Source organism: Flaviflexus massiliensis (genome assembly GCF_001375495.1).
Taxonomy (GTDB): Bacteria; Actinomycetota; Actinomycetes; order Actinomycetales; family Actinomycetaceae; genus Flaviflexus; species Flaviflexus massiliensis.
In genome coordinates this window covers 668,389-683,464 of record NZ_LN831058.1, presented here as the reverse complement: position 1 = coordinate 683,464, position 15,076 = coordinate 668,389, and the positions used below count along the sequence as shown (strand labels likewise).

The 15,076-nt window shown below is 59.0% G+C and carries 12 protein-coding genes and 1 pseudogene; 8 read left to right on the top strand and 5 right to left on the bottom strand.

Annotated elements, in window-relative coordinates; genetic code table 11:
• The first annotated feature begins 3 nt into the window (after nucleotides 1-3).
• Nucleotides 4-789, top strand: coding sequence for a hypothetical protein (locus BN1241_RS06970; protein WP_054952936.1), 786 nt, complete (start codon nucleotides 4-6; stop codon nucleotides 787-789).
• Between the two features lie 481 nt (nucleotides 790-1,270).
• Here BN1241_RS06970 and BN1241_RS06960 read toward each other — a convergent pair whose 3' ends face one another.
• On the bottom strand, nucleotides 1,271-1,909 hold the full coding sequence (locus BN1241_RS06960) for a CYTH domain-containing protein (RefSeq protein ID WP_054952934.1): 639 nt from the start codon (nucleotides 1,907-1,909) through the stop codon (nucleotides 1,271-1,273).
• An 83-nt stretch (nucleotides 1,910-1,992) separates the two neighbouring features.
• Here BN1241_RS06960 and ilvA point away from each other — a divergent pair, with 83 nt between their 5' ends.
• From ilvA to BN1241_RS13280, 6 genes and pseudogenes are all read left to right on the top strand, one after another.
• Nucleotides 1,993-3,240, top strand: coding sequence for a threonine ammonia-lyase IlvA (ilvA, locus tag BN1241_RS06955; RefSeq protein WP_054952933.1), 1,248 nt, complete (start codon nucleotides 1,993-1,995; stop codon nucleotides 3,238-3,240).
• 13 nt (nucleotides 3,241-3,253) lie between these two features.
• Nucleotides 3,254-4,273, top strand: a complete 1,020-nt coding sequence (locus BN1241_RS06950) for a pyridoxal-phosphate dependent enzyme (protein ID WP_054952932.1) — start codon at nucleotides 3,254-3,256, stop codon at nucleotides 4,271-4,273.
• Nucleotides 4,270-5,124, top strand: coding sequence for a DsbA family protein (locus BN1241_RS06945; protein ID WP_054952931.1), 855 nt, complete (start codon nucleotides 4,270-4,272; stop codon nucleotides 5,122-5,124). The genes BN1241_RS06950 and BN1241_RS06945 overlap by 4 nt, the downstream gene beginning before the upstream one ends.
• A 46-nt stretch (nucleotides 5,125-5,170) precedes the next feature.
• Nucleotides 5,171-5,479, top strand: a complete 309-nt coding sequence (locus BN1241_RS06940; RefSeq protein WP_054952930.1) for an antibiotic biosynthesis monooxygenase family protein — start codon at nucleotides 5,171-5,173, stop codon at nucleotides 5,477-5,479.
• Entirely contained in the window at nucleotides 5,469-6,104 is a 636-nt protein-coding gene (locus BN1241_RS06935) for a 1-acyl-sn-glycerol-3-phosphate acyltransferase (RefSeq protein ID WP_230198284.1), read from the top strand. Before BN1241_RS06940 ends, BN1241_RS06935 begins: the two co-directional genes overlap by 11 nt.
• 258 nt (nucleotides 6,105-6,362) lie before the next feature.
• Nucleotides 6,363-7,853: pseudogene (locus BN1241_RS13280) on the top strand (aldehyde dehydrogenase family protein).
• 97 nt (nucleotides 7,854-7,950) lie between these two features.
• Here the strand turns inward: BN1241_RS13280 and BN1241_RS06915 are convergent.
• The 4 genes from BN1241_RS06915 to BN1241_RS06900 all read right to left on the bottom strand — a co-directional run bounded on the left by BN1241_RS06915 (nucleotide 7,951) and on the right by BN1241_RS06900 (nucleotide 14,015).
• On the bottom strand, nucleotides 7,951-10,977 hold the full coding sequence (locus BN1241_RS06915) for a DEAD/DEAH box helicase (protein ID WP_054952926.1): 3,027 nt from the start codon (nucleotides 10,975-10,977) through the stop codon (nucleotides 7,951-7,953).
• 4 nt (nucleotides 10,978-10,981) lie between these two features.
• On the bottom strand, nucleotides 10,982-11,608 hold the full coding sequence (locus tag BN1241_RS06910; RefSeq protein ID WP_054952925.1) for an ArsR/SmtB family transcription factor: 627 nt from the start codon (nucleotides 11,606-11,608) through the stop codon (nucleotides 10,982-10,984).
• A gap of 6 nt (nucleotides 11,609-11,614) precedes the next feature.
• Entirely contained in the window at nucleotides 11,615-12,481 is an 867-nt protein-coding gene (locus tag BN1241_RS06905) for a phosphotransferase (RefSeq protein ID WP_054952924.1), read from the bottom strand.
• Between the two features lie 169 nt (nucleotides 12,482-12,650).
• Nucleotides 12,651-14,015, bottom strand: coding sequence for an alpha/beta fold hydrolase (locus tag BN1241_RS06900; RefSeq protein WP_054952923.1), 1,365 nt, complete (start codon nucleotides 14,013-14,015; stop codon nucleotides 12,651-12,653).
• Nucleotides 14,016-14,220: 205 nt separating this feature from the next.
• Between BN1241_RS06900 and BN1241_RS06895 the strand changes: the two genes are divergently transcribed.
• Nucleotides 14,221-15,060, top strand: a complete 840-nt coding sequence (locus BN1241_RS06895) for an aldo/keto reductase (RefSeq protein ID WP_054952922.1) — start codon at nucleotides 14,221-14,223, stop codon at nucleotides 15,058-15,060.
• Nucleotides 15,061-15,076 lie beyond the last annotated feature (16 nt).

The window sequence follows — 15,076 nt, the reverse complement described above, 5'->3', positions numbered from 1 at the left end:
GTCATGGGTGTCTTCGCTCAAATAGCGAAGGGATCCATTGCTCCCGAGCCCGATCACCCGGCGCTCGACCAACTTCTGCGCGCCGAGGATGACGGTAGCCTCTTCGTCAACACGGAGGACACTCTGCCATCCCGGTGCAGTGATGGGCGCAGACCCATCACACCCCTGGCCACGATCGCTCCCGCCCTGCCGGGAGGCTCACTCAGCCTACTCGTGGCTCTCGCGGCCACCCGTGGCATCTCCGACCCCCAGTGGGGAGCAAAAGACCTCAGTGCACGCCTGGCCTGGGCCGGTGCCGGCGGATCGATTCATGCCGGTCCTGACGATCGTTCCTCCGGTTGCATTGCACTCGATCAACTGACGAGGATCATCACGTTCGCTAACGAGCAGGAAGAGCTCCTGCGGCAGGCGGCCGACGAACTCGGCCTTCCCACCGCCACGTCCTATCCCCTCGGAAGCCTGCTTGGTGAACAGATCGACAGTGCCGGTGTTTACGATCTGTTCGATGACAAGACAGCCGACGCTAAGCCTCTGCGCGACGTTCATCCCGAGATCGCGATCGTCATCAACCACCAAAAGGGGACGACGATCGATCAGAACGTACTCGACTCCATTGGGGACATCGATGTCTTCGATGTGGATGCCTGGTCGTTGAAGGAAGCTGCAATCTGGCTGGCTGATAATTACGACGTCGATCGGACTCGCGCCCTCAGCGCCATGTCGGCCTTCACCGTTGCCAGCCTGGCATTTCTCGCTGGTCCAACCATGACTGTTATCTGCAACGAATAAGCAGCACGCATGCCTTCTTCCGGGACCACAAAGCGGCCCAAGGCCGCGTAATCGCGCCTGATCTCAGCATGTCGCTTTGACGACCGAGCTCGTAGGTGCTTTTCTCCACTTCTACAGCAAGGTCATGTTGGTGACCTTGGTCAGGCGGCCGCCCTGAGCGCCCAGTAGCGGCGATCGATTCGGCAGGGACGCACCGTCACGTGACGTGAGTGCACTGTTCGTTGGAGCTTGGTTTCGGGAGAACGTTTGAAGGTGGGGAACTTCCGTGCTCTTCTGCTCAACTCTCAAACCTTTCATCGGAGGCACCTTCAGGCTCCTACAACAAAACCCTTTGTGACGTAGAACTCGGTTGCGAGTGGGTGAACAGTTGTCGAACACTCTTCAAAACCCGGAATCACGTTCCGGATTCTCGGCCAGATCAGTCTCTTCAAGGACAGCGCGTACCGCGCTCTCAATGCACGGCAATTCTGTGAGCAGGTGCTTAGGAGTGGTAGTCCTCAAAGTAGGGGCCCTTGCTTGCAAGTTCAGCAAGGAAAGCCTCTCCCCACCCGGTCCACGGCTGACGCGACAGGTAGTCGTTGGTGAAGCGCAGGTCGGATGAGACTTCGGTTTCACAAAAGTCCGGGATTGTCAGGTCAACAACGGGACCCGTACGTTCGCATTCGGCAAGGACGAGGCCGGCGTTCTGGCCGTGGAATTCATCGATCTCCCACCCGTCCGTTTCCAGCCAGACCGAATGCCGGGTTTTGAGGATGATGCGGGGGGAACGCTGCAGAATATTGAGCGCAACGGACACGTCCAACTGCTGGTCGAGCTCGTAGCGCTGCGCGGAGACCGGCGGCGACTTCACGGTGATCCACGCGGTACTGACCGAGTCCGCTGCATGGGAGAGGATGCGCCGCTCGTAAGCACCGAACCGGTCGGTCTCGTCATGAAAGTCGGGGAATTCAATCTCTTTGTCCGGGACTGTGACGCGGACCCGGATCGCATACCCGTCTTCGGCAAACACGTAGCCCTGGATGATAAGGGTGCGGTGAGCATGCTGCACGATGTCGGGAAGTGAGCCAACATAGAACTTTCTTTCGAATTCAAAGATCTGGTCAATCGGGTCAAGATCCATGGTTCCTTTTTCTGTCGTTTCACGTATTCACATTTAGGACGAAGTGCCGTTTCCGTCCCAGTTTCGCATGGCAACATGGAGGTATGACACAACCAACTGGTGCTGATGTTACCGCAGCAGCCGGACGTCTCGGACCTATGATTCGGCGGACTCCGCTCGAATTGTCACTCCGCCTGTCCGGTCTCCTGCGCGGTGACGTTTTGCTAAAAAGGGAAGATTTGCAGGTTGGTCGTTCGTACAAAGTACGTGGGGCTTACAACTTTATTTCAACGCTCTCGGAGGAGGAGCAGATCGGCGGGGTCGTCTGCGCATCGGCAGGTAACCACGCCCAGGGCGTCGCGTTTGCCTGCCGGCAGTTGCGGATTCACGGCAAGGTTTTCTTGCCAGCCACAACCCCCCGGCAGAAGCGCCGCAGGATTCAAGACATTGGTGGCTCCTGGGTGGAGCAGGTCATCGGAGGTCAAACCTTCGATGCCGCATCCGAAGCCGCACAGCAGTATGCGGAAGAGTCCGGCGCCACCTACGTCCACCCGTTCGACGATCCGCGCACAATTGCTGGTCAGGGCACCGTGATCCGGGAGGTCTTCGAGCAGGCCTCAACCAAACCCAAGACCGTGATCGTGCCGATCGGTGGTGGCGGGCTCGCCGCCGGCACCGCGATCTGGCTTCGCGAAAATCATCCCGACACGAGAATCCTCGGTGTTGAACCCGCGGGCGCTGACTCTATGCAGGCAGCGATCGAGCACGGCTCTCCCATTCTCCTGCCCAAGGTTGATGGTTTCGTTGACGGCACGGCAGTATCCCGGGTTGGGGAGACAACCTTCCCAATCGTCCGGGACCTCTTTGACGAGGTGTTCTCCGTTCCCGAGGGTGCTGTCTCGACGGAAATGATTGAGCTCTACCAAACGGACGGCATTATCGCCGAGCCGGCTGGAGCACTCGCATCAACCGCCGTGGTCCTCGGGCACGTGACCGACGAAGACGGTCCCGTGGTCTGCATCGTGTCCGGAGGAAACAATGACATCTCCCGCTACGACGAGATCATTGAACGCTCTGCCATCCACGAGGGATTGCGCCACTATTTCCTCGTGACTTTCCCGCAGCGCCCGGGTGCTCTGCGGCACTTCTTGGACGAGGTGCTTTCCGATGGGGAAGACATCGTCCTGTTCGAATACACAAAGAAAAACAACCGAGAAACGGGTCCAGCGCTCGTTGGCATCGAAATTGATGCCCCGACACGCATCACTTCGCTGATGGAGAGGATGGCCGCGTCACCGCTGGCAATCGAGAAACTGGAGCCGGACACCCCGGCCTTCAGTTTCCTGCTCTGATAGGAGAAGAAAAATGACCGCCCTACCCACTTTTGAAGATGTCGGCGCTGCAGCCGCCCGAATCAAGCCCTACACGCACGAAACCCGCGTGGTGGGCTCCAGGCTCTTGAACAAGTACCTCGGCATTGAGGTGCTGATCAAGTGCGAGAATCAGCAGCGTGCGGGCTCGTTCAAGACCCGCGGTGCGTTCAACGCGGTTCTAGCTCGCATCGAACGTGGGGAGGTGTCGAAGGAGAAGGGAATCGTGACCTACTCCAGCGGCAACCACGGCCAGGCCATGGCTCTAGCCTCCTATCAGCTCGATATTCCCACCGTCGTGCTCATGCCGACCGACGCCCCCAAGGTCAAGGTCGACATGACCCGCTCCTACGGGGTTGAGGTCATCATGTACGACCCCGAGAATGACAACCGGATTACAATGGCGGACCAGATCGCTCTGGAGCGGGGCATGACCGTCATCCCCTCCTTCGACGATCCGGACCTTATCGCGGGCCAAGGCACCGCGGCTCAGGAACTGCTGCGCGAAGTGAAGCACGTGGATGCTGTTGTGCTGCCCGTGGGTGGTGGCGGACTGATTTCCGGCGCCGCTCTCGTCACAAAAGTGTTCAGCCCCAATGCCAAGATCTTTGGTGTTGAGCCCGAGAACGCCAACGACGCCCAGCAATCGATCGCGAAGGGTGAGATCGTCACGATCCCGTCGCCCGAAACGATCGCTGACGGTGCCCGGGTGCGGCAAATTTCGGAGCTGACCTTCGAACTCATGCGAAACAACGTGGACGAGATTGTCACGGTTCCCGACACCGAGATCTTCACCGCGATGCGTCTCGTTGCTGACCGGCTCAAGCTCGTCAGCGAACCAACCGGGGTGCTGGGGCTTGCCGGAATCAAGTCGCTCGTTGACAGCGGCAAGATCGCACGCGGATCCAGGGTTGGCACAATTCTTTCAGGCGGTAATGTGGACCTTGAAACATTCGCCACGTGCATCACCTCAGAAGACGATGCGATGAGACAAATGCAGAACTGGAAGTCATGACGTACGGTAGCCCCCAATTCCCACCCTCTGGTTATCAACCAAGCTCGAGGAATCGGGGGCTACTCATTACCATCGTTGTCCTTCTCGTTGCCGTCGTTGCCCTCGCCATCGGCCTCATCATTGCCCTGTCGGGTGACGCTGAAACGCCCGCCTCGGAGGAACTGACGGTTCTGGAGACTCAGGCCGCAAGCGAGCAGGAAACGCCCGGGCCGCTCCCTGAAAGTACCGCGACCGAGGACAGCACACCGACCGAGAAGGAATCACCGGAAGCATTCGTTCCGGCCGAATCGATCGAGGACCCGGATGTCATGGCAGCGCAGATTCATCGCGATCCGGACGATCCGTACGCCCTGGGTGATCCGGATGCCGATGTCGTCATCGTCGAATACGCAGACTACCTGTGCACGTTCTGTGCGCGATGGCACGTCGAAGTCTTCCCGTCGCTCGAAGCGCTCATTGAATCCGGCGAGGTCCGCTTCGAGTATCGTGACTTCCCGGTCCTGGGGGATGCGTCAATTATTTCTGCCGCAGCGGCACGCGCTGCTGGCAATCAGGGCAAGTTCTGGGAGTACTCTGATGCTCTGTACCAGGACACGCACGAGGGCTCCGTCGCCCGGTACGACCTGCGCTATTTCGAGAACCTTGCCGGCGAGGTGGGAATTGAGGACATTGCTCAGTTCAGTGCCGACCTGCAGTCTAACGAAATCCTGACGGCCGTCCTCACGGCCAGGCATAATGTAGCAAACCTGAGCCTGACCGGCACTCCCGCATTCATCGTGGGCGATCAGTTTGTGCCCGGCTTCCTTGATGCTGACCAGTTCATGGCGATCGTGAACGCTCAACTTCCCTAGCCCAATCTGGGTTTATCATGGTTGAGGAAAGTGGAGGACTCAACACATGACAGTCATCAAGATTAACGCTATTGAGGTGCCCCCGGAGGCGGGTGATAGCCTGGCTGACCGCTTCGCCCCGCGCGCGGGGGCCATGGACGATGTTCCCGGTTGTGAGGGCTTTGAACTGCTCCGCCCGGAAGATGGTCGATCAACATGGCTTGTTGTGACCCGCTGGGCCGATGAAGAATCTTTCGAAGCATGGAAGAACTCCCACTCATTCACGGAAGGGCACAGCCGGCCCGATGGCCGTCGCCCTGTCGGAACATCATCCGAGGTATGGAACTACTCGATCGCGGTGACCAGTGATCGGTAAGAAAATCCGCAAAGGTATCGCGCGGCTCCTTGCCCTCCTCCTGCCCCGGTGGAAGGGAAAGTTCGAAGAACTTCCCCAAAAAACGATCATCATTGGCGCTCCCCACACATCGAACTTCGATGCGCTTCTCATGGTCATCATCCTCTGGTCCGCAGAGCGCGAGTTTAATTTCCTCGTCAAGGACGAGGTCATGCGGATTCCCGTTCTGAAGTCGGTCGTCCGCTGGCTCGGCGGCATCCCCGTCAATCGTCGCCAGTCCACTAACCTGACTCACGGAGTTTCACAGATCGTCCAGAATTCCGAGACTTTCATTCTCTGCGTCACCCCGAAGGGCACCCGAGGGAAGCGGGAGTACTGGAAGTCCGGGTTCTACCGGATCGCCTATGAAAACAAGCTTCCCCTGACTTTTGGGTTCATCGACTCGAACACGAGGACGTACGGGACCGCGGAAAGCTTCATGCCGACCTGGAACATCAAGGAAGACATGGATCGGATCCGGGACTTCTATGACGGGATGCTTGGCTACAACCCCGAGCTTTCGTCCGAGCCTCGCCTGCGGGCGGAAGATGATGATGCGGCAGCCGAACACCTGCTCCGCCCCATCATGGACGACCCCATCTCCTAAATACCACATCACCCAAACATCTCCGGTGGGCGCAGCGATCAGTCGTTGCGCCCACCGAGCATTCTCAGCCAAGCGACAATCCCTCACGATTACGAGATACCTTTGCCTGAGACTCCTGTCTTATAACCTGACACCACCAACACCACCGACACTCCACAACTCACCCGGACACCAATACTTGCGCCTACTACCAGGGGAAATATTGACTACGCGCCGAGTGTTGAAAAATTGACACATGTCTATCGGTTTGGGCATGTGATGTGGGGGCGAACTGCGTTGTGGGATGTGCGTCACAGAACCTTAAGGATGAGAGTGAATCCGCACAAGCAGTCGCCGACCACTACCGGGATTTCCAAGGGAGGAAATGTCATGGCGTACGCATCAATCAACCCATACACGGGTGAACTTGAGAAAGAATTCGACTACGCGACAGGTGCCGAGATTGAGGCTGTTCTGGATAAGGCCCAGAAAGCAATCGAGTCGTGGTCAAAGACGACCTTCGATGAGCGAGCGGAGCACATGAGGAGAGCCGCCAATCTCTTCCGTTAGCGCGCTGAAACCATTGGCAAGCTGGTCACGAACGAGATGGGACTGCCCGTGTCGATTTCGACATTCATGGCCGGTGAAATGGTGGCCGAAATACTCGAATACTATGCGGACAAGGCCGAAACATTCCTGGCCGATGAACCGTTGGAACTGCTTCCCGACCACGGCACCGGCAAGCTCGTCTACGATCCGCTCGGCATTGTGTTCGCCATCGAACCCTGGAATGCGGTCGTCTACCAGGCCGTTCGCCCCGCCTGCGGAAATCTCATGGCCGGCAACGTCGTGATCCTCAAGCATGCCAGTATCGTCCCCCAGTCCGCCGAGGCCATTGAGCAGGTCTTCACGGATGCTGGGCTTCCCTAAGGCGTCTTCACGAACGTGCGGGCCACCCACGACCAAACCTCGAAGATCATTGCCGATCCCCGCGTCCGTGGCGCGACCCTAACCGGCTCTGATGCTGCGGGTGCTCGGGTTGCCGAGCAGGCAGGCAAGGCGCTCGAGCCCTCCGTGCTCGAGCTCGGCGGTAACGATGCGATGATCGTCCTCGACGATGCCGACATCGACAACGCTCTCACCTGCTCCATGTTCCGCTTCATGGTGTCAGATCAGGCCTGTGCCCTACCCAAGCGCATGTTTATCCACGAGTCACTCTATGACGACTTCAAGGAACGGTACTCGGAGGCCATCGCAGCCAATAAGATTGGTGACCCCAACGACCCCAGCACCTCGATCGGCCCCCTCTCATCCCAGGAAGCCCAGAAGCTCTTGAACGAACAGATTCAGCGGGCGGTTGACGGTGGCGCAACCGCAACTCCCCTCGGCGAGAAGATCCCCGATCATGGCTGGTTCGTCCAGCCCACGATGACCACGGATGTCACCCGTGACAACCCGATCCTTGACGAGGAGCTGTTTGGTCCCACGCCGATTCTTTTCAAGTTCTCGGACATTAAAGAAGCAATCGACATGGCGAACGATTCCAGCTTCGGTCTCGGCGGATCCGTTAACTCCCGTGACCTCGCAAAGGCGGAAGCTATTGCGCGGCGTATGGATACGGGCCAGGTTGCGATCAACACCCCGGCCAACTCCTACTTCGACATGCCATTCGGCGGCACGAAGCGCTCCGGCTACGGCAAGGAAATGGGTCCCCAGGGCATTAGGGAGTTTGCTCTGCAGAAGGTCATTCTCTTCCAGCCCACAAAGTAACCCAAACCGCGGTTAGCCAATCTGCAATAGAAGGATAAGACAGCGATCCTGACGATCGTGCTGTGTCGGCCCGGGTGGGCCGACACAGCACTTTCCCTTAGTGTTCGATAAGGGCCCGGATGTCGTCGGAGGTGATGGTGCTTCCGCCGTCTTGCTCGATGAGGCTCGCAAGTCCGCGTTTGCGCTCTTGGAGGGCGAGGACCTTTTCTTCGATGGTTCCCGCGGATGCTAGGCGATACACGTGGACGTGCTTGTCCTGCCCGATGCGGTGGGCTCGGTCAATGGCCTGCTCTTCGGCTGCCGGGTTCCACCAGGGGTCCATGACAAACACGTAATCGGCCTCAATCAGGGTCAGACCCACGCCTCCGGCCTTGAGGGAGATGAGGAAAACCGGTTTTTCGCCGGACTTGAACGAACTGATCACCCGATCCCTGTTCCTCGTTGACCCGTCCAGGTACGCGTACGGAATTTTCGCTTTCTTCAGCTCCGCACCAATTCGGTCGAGGTAGGTGGTGAACTGCGAGAAGACAAGAACCTGATGCCCGGACGGGATGAGGGATTCCAAGTGTTCGAGCAGCACCTTTGTCTTGTTCGCGGGTGCCGCGGTCTCTTCCAGAAGCCCGGCGTCAATGGCGAGCCTGCGAAGCCTCGTGAGAGAGGCGAGGATTGAGATCCGGTTCTCGTCTGGTTCTCGGATGAGTCCAAGTATTTCTTGACGTTCTCGTTCAAGCTGCCGCGTGTAGCGGGCCGCATGTGCCTCATCCATCTCTACCGAGACGACGGTCGACATCTTCTCCGGCAGATCCGCAGCGACATCAGCCTTTCGGCGTCGCATAAGGAACGGTTTTGTGAGCTTGATGAGAAGCTCCCGAGCTTCGGGGTCGCCGCTGCGTTCAATGGGTCTCTTGAACTTTTCAGAGAATCGGTCCGCACCGGGCAACAATCCCGGGTTGGTGAGCGCATAGAGGGCGCCGAGGTCACCGATGGAGTTTTCGATTGGTGTGCCCGTGACGGCGAAGGTCCAGTCGCGGGAGAGACTCATGAGGACCCGGTAGCCGATCGTCCGGGGGTTCTTGACCGCCTGTGCCTCATCAAGCACCAGCCCCTGCCAGGACACGTCCTCGTATTCGTCGCCTTCCAATCGCAGGAGTGTGTAGGAGGTGACGACAATATCGGCGTCCGCCAGTGAGCTGATGGGGATGCGGCGCTTCCGTTTCGTCCCTGTCACGGTTTTGATGGTGAGGGAGGGAGCAAACTTCTCTGCTTCTCGCCGCCAGGTTGACACCACGGACGTGGGGGCAACGATGAGGACGGGACCGGTGAGCTGACCCTCCTCCTTGAGCTTGGCGATGGCAGCGAGGATCTGAATGGTTTTACCGAGTCCCATGTCGTCTGCCAACACCCCGCCATACTGCGCCTGCGCGAGCCTGACCAGCCACGAATATCCGGTCTCCTGGTAGGGGCGAAGGTGGGCTGTGAGAGTTGTTGGGAGGGAAACCGGTTGCCCGATCTCTTTCAGCTTCTCGAGCCGGTCTTGCAGCACCCCCTCCAAGAGTTCATCAGGGATTGACAGGGCGTGGAGTTGTGGGGCTTGGACGCTAATGGTTTTCCCCTTGATCCGACCAAGCATTGCCGCTTCTCTCAGGAGCGACCGCAGCTCATCGAACTCGGGACCGAGCTTGATCATGAGGTCATTGAATTCCAGGTACGGGGCCCCACCCACGAGCGCTGGATACAGCACTGGCAGGGGAACGTCGTGGCCGTTGACATTGACGGTGATGGCGAGGTCCAGCCAGTCTCGCTCACTCGTCGCATTAACCCGGAGCTCGGGCGGCGACTTCACGAATTCGAGGTTCGCGCGATCGGAGTAGGTGACTCCCATTCCCGCGGCTGTCAGTGCGGGGATGAAGAACTCGTGCAGAGTCTCCATGAAATGCGGTTTTAAAACGGTGGTCTGCGGGGGCGGTTGGTCCCCGGGGAAGCCTGCTTCCTCCCACAGTTCGTCAACGCGATCAAAATCTTCTCGCAGGTCCTCGCCTGCGATCTCCGAGACGAGCCGTTCACCTGTGCCGATGGCTTCTCGTGACTTCTTCCATTCAAGTGTGTGGGTGAGCCCGGTCGGCCTGGACACGTGCAGATGCAGTCTTGGTGCCGAGAATTCTGTGGCTTCAAACGAACCATCGGGTGACATGACGTCAATATCACCGAGTGCGGGCAGGAATGTTGCCTCGAACTCGAGACTGTCTTCCGCGGGGACGTCAATGCTTGAACGGGAGGAGATGAGGGACTGGAGTTGGGTGGGAATCGAGGCGTTAACGGTTGTCAGGGTTCCGTGTGATAGTGCGATAACGGGAACGACACCGGGGAGGGTATAGGCTCTTACGCCGTCGTTCCGGGAGACAACGGGGGTTGCCCTCAGGTTGTCTTTCTTCTCCATCTCGAGCCTGACCGGCCACAGGTCATCCCCGAGCGTCAGCCCCTCCATGTCAGCATCCAACAGGCCGATCCCAGCGGATCGGATCTGGCGGAGGAACGACATCGCTTCCCCTTCCAGGTCGGACAGGAGGATGTCGGAGGGTGAGTTCCAGGGACGGGTTCTCCGCGCAGTGCGGTGCAGATGTCGAAGAACTGTCACGTGGGACTGATTGAGCCCGTCGGTCGTTGATTCCCACCGGTTGTTTGTCAGATCAGGCCAAGGCACGAGAACCCAGTGTTCCCCAACTTTCTTGTAGGGGGTGAGCGGTGCACCGTCACTGCGCGTATCGATCTTGATACTCAATTCGGACCCGCCACTCTTCTTCGTGACGGTCATAGCACTCAGCAGACTACGCCACCCGAGATCTCCACCCGCCCCGGCAGCAAGAAGGGTTGCCACTATGTGCTTGCAGTAGTGGCCGACCGGGCACGTGCACTTGCCCCGGAACGGTGTGATTGAGTCGATGACGACCATGTAGGAGTGCCCGCTACCCTGCACTCGAGCAATAATCGAGTCATCAGAAGACAGAGATTCGACCCGCTGTTCACGGTGGTAGCCTCGTCCCCGGTCCAAGGTTGCAGTGCTGAACAGGGCGGACAGGTCATCATCTGTGAGTTCACGGGCACTACGGATCAGGGATTCAGCCATTCTTTCAGTTTACGACCTTCGGATGAATGTCGCGTAACTCGATCCCCAGGCGCAGCACCCCGTCCAGGGCAGATAGTCGGCCACGTGGAACCCAGTAGTTGCCTGCCCCGTCACTCACGACCCATCCCGCTTCCGTCAGGATCCGCAGGTGGTGATAGACCTGTCCCGTGGTGCGTAGCCGCAGTGCTTCGAGGATCTGGGTGACGCGCACGCTGTGCGTGCTCGCAGTGTGGAGGATCCGTAAGCGAACCGGGTGAGCAACGATGGCAAGGCTGTCAGCGATACTTTCAAGGTCGTCAGCCGAAGTTTCCACAAACCATTCGCCAGCCGTAACCTGTGCAGCATTCACGTCGACGACAGACCCTGCGCCTGGTCGATCGGGAGGTCGATCATCCGTAGATGTCGGGCTCCCGTGGGTGGCTACTTCTCCAGTGAGGAGTTCGGTGAGCCAATCAAGCCGAGCAGTGAGCTGATTTTCCACCTGGGATAGTTGGGTGGATGTTGCGGGCTGATCCTCAAAGTGACTGGCGCGAGCCTTCTTCGTGTCAGTTTTCTGAGACTTGATCCTGTCCGCGCCACCCCCTGTCGCGTGCTTGCGGGCTTTGCTGGCCTTCTTCTTTGCGGTAGCCACGAAGACCTAGGGCAGTTCCATGAGGATGAGTGCCTGTTGGGCGATGGTCTGATCGTCGGGACTTGATGAGCTCAGAAGCGCGGCGGTGAAGTGCGCGGCCCAGCCACGAGCCCGCAGCCACACATCCTCATCATCCGGTTGCCCGAGCGAGCGGAGAACGACGCGAGCATCCGCCCTCTCCTGCTCGGTAAACACCGTGTAGAACACCGCATAGTCGACCGCTGGATCACCGGCACCGAGATCGCCAAAGTCGATGAGTCCCGTGAGGCCGCCGCTATGTGTGAGGATATTGCCGGCATGAAGATCACCGTGGCACCAGAGCTTTTCACCCTGCCACGGGGCTGAGGACACAGCTTCGTCAAAAGCCTCGTGCAGGAATGCTGGCAGGTTGGTCTTCTCCGCGTAGTGAGTAAATGCGGGGACCTTGTCGTGAAGTGGGACGTTTCGGTAGGGATTCTGCGGTGCCGTGTCCGGTGCCGGTTGGTGGAGTGCCGCGAGCGCAAGCGCCATATCCCTTGCGGCTCGGCCGCGTTCCCCGAGGGGAAGGGCGTGGATCGGGCTGCCGGGTACGTGATCGGAGACGAGCCAGGGATGGGGGAACAGTTTTGTTGGCTCGCCCCGGTACCGGGGCGTGGACACGGAGAAGCCTGCCTCCACCAGGTCCCGGGTTGCCGGCTCGATCCAGTCGTATTCCACGTCGAGAATGGCGTTGGCCTGGTTCCTGCGAGGGAGCCGCAACACTCTGTTTCCCCACCGGTAGACTTCAACATCCCAACCGGCTCCGAGGAAGGTTGGCTGTCCTATTCCCGCCAGGTGCGCGGGAACTGAGGTCATGAGCTGCCCAATGACAGCAGGGGAAATGTTGGACTCCACTTCCTGGTTCCTTCCTCAAACGGTTCTTGCTTCCATTCACTGTATGGAGGGTTGGTGCTGTAAACCGAATGGATCATGCTGTCACTGGAAAACATTCCATCGGCTGGAAGCTGTGGTCTCACCGTCCATCTTCTCGCACCGGTCGCATTCGTGCAGGTCAAGCGTTCTGTCAGCTCAGCTTTCGCCCTCTCATGCCAGCCCGAGCCCGCTCGTTGATCCCGTGCATGCGTTCCAGGAGCATGGGCCCATCGGAGCGCAGCCCATCGTGATGGTAGTCGTTGGTGAGGATTGTTTGCATGCCGGGAATACGGTCAGCTGTTTCGAGGGACAGGCTGGCCGGCACAAACATGTCGTCCCAGAACACCCAGGCGGATGCTGGCACCCTGTTGTTTGCCAGGGCCTCAAGATCGTAGAGCTTATCGAATGGACGGTTGGCGATAAGATCCGCGGCCTCCGCCATGGGCGCCAGCGCCGGGTCCTCTCTCATCTGCCAGGGGAATACGTGCTCGCCTGAGAACAGGAACTCCGCACCATCGTCCCTCGCTTCGGCTTCACTGGCGTAGGGTGACTGGTCGGTTCCTGGGATTGCGAAGCGAGGATGGTTGTCCCGCTGCCGGTGGGCGGCCCACGCGGTCGGTTCCGGGGTGGTGCCGGAGTAGATGGATTCGTGAAGGACCCCGTAGATCGGGTTTGTTGCAAAGCTCAGTCGTTCGGTGACCCGGTTCAAGAATGCGGCGCTCAGTTTTTTCTCACCGCGGACGGTGATGAAGGGGTGGTCGAACAGGAACCGGAGAGTTTGGGGACCGTAGGAGTATCCAAGGACAAGTCCGAGCATGCGCAGCCTTGCCGGGCTCAGTCGTTCACCGGTGACGAGTCGTTCATCGTGGTTTTCGACGTGTACCGCAACATCCCAGACTCGTTCGCGCAGTCCTGGGAACTGGTCGTACATGTCCCGGTTGCGTTTGCCGGTGGATTCCCACGTCAGCTCGTAGGTTGCGGTCGCGTGTTTAGTGATGGAGGGGAGGCCCGCGGTGATCATGACAGATGCCAGCCCGTGCGGAGCCCGACCGAGGTACGCGGTGTTGATGAACCCACCAAAGGATTGCCCAAGAACATGCCAGGGCTCATCACCTTGCAGATGCTGCCTCAGGTCCTCGGCATCATCAATGATCGCGTCAGCGCGGAAGCACGCGAGATAGTCGGCCTGGGCGTTGGGGTCACCCTGTGCGGTAACAACAGCCGCTTCGAGTGGGCTTGAGGCACCGGTGCCACGCTGGTCGAAGAGCACCACCCGATAGTGTCCCAGTAGCCAGTCGATCCACCCGCCCATAGGGACGGGCCTGGGGGCCGGGGAACCCGGGCCGCCCTGGAAAAAGACCAGTCGCGGCTTCTTTTCATTCCCGTCTCGCACCAGTTCACGAGCGAAGATGTCGATCGTTCCGGGTACTTGTCCGACCCGATCAAGGGGCACGGTGTACGAGTGATCGAGGTACGTGTCATTGCCGATACGGTAGGTTTCCGTGTGGATCGTCATGGTTTGATTATGCCCGCAAGACAAGCAGCCGTGCAGAACCTACAAACCGTGAGCTCGTTCCTCACCGACATGAACACCGCCCGCCCGCTGGCCTTGATAGTCTCAAAGACATGGCCCCGGTCTCGCGGAATTGCTCTCTACCGGATGAGTAGTTTTGCAGGGCCTGTGCCAGTCGTTTTTCGTCGATGTGCCAAGGAGCAGTGTCATGGCAGCAGTTCAACAGGTTACGTTGTCCAACGGTGTTGAGATTCCCCAGGTTGGTCTGGGCGTATGGGAGGTCCCTGCCGACCAGGTCCAGCAGAATGTCGAAACTGCGCTCGAGCTCGGCTATCGGCACATCGATACCGCAGCAGCCTACGGCAATGAGGAGGGCGTGGGTGCGGCCTTGCGGGCAACGGGACTCAACCGTAAAGACATCTTCATCACCACGAAGCTCCGTAACGGAGATCAGGGTTACGACCAGGCATTCGTCGCGTTTGATGATTCCCTCAAGCACCTTGGCCTCGACTACGTCGACCTCTATCTCATTCACTGGCCGAGCCCGAAACGGAACCTGTACGTCCAGTCCTGGGCTGCGCTTGAGAAAATCTATGAGGATGGTGGGGCGCGCGCGATCGGTGTCGCCAATTTCCTTCCCGAATACCTCAATGTTCTTCTCGACGGATCCGACATCGCCCCCGTCATCAACCAGTTCGAACTACACCCTACGTTCCAGCAGGCAGAGGTTGAAAGGGTCTCGAAGAACGAAGGACTTGCGGTTGAGGCGTACTCTCCGCTCGGTCGCGGCGTTGATCTCAAGGAGCCTGAGGTTCTCGACGTTGCGAGCCGCTACGATGCCACCCCGGCCCAGGTCGTCCTGGCTTGGCACATGGCGCACGGCAGGATTGTGATCCCGAAGTCCGTCAACAGGGCACGCATGGAAGAGAACATCAACTCGGTGGATGTCCACCTGTCCGGTGACGATGTTGCCCTCATCGACTCCCTCGAGCGCGGCAATCTCCAGGTTTTCGACCCTCGCGAGGCCGAGTTCTCACAGATCCGCTAACGCCAGCAACGAGGCA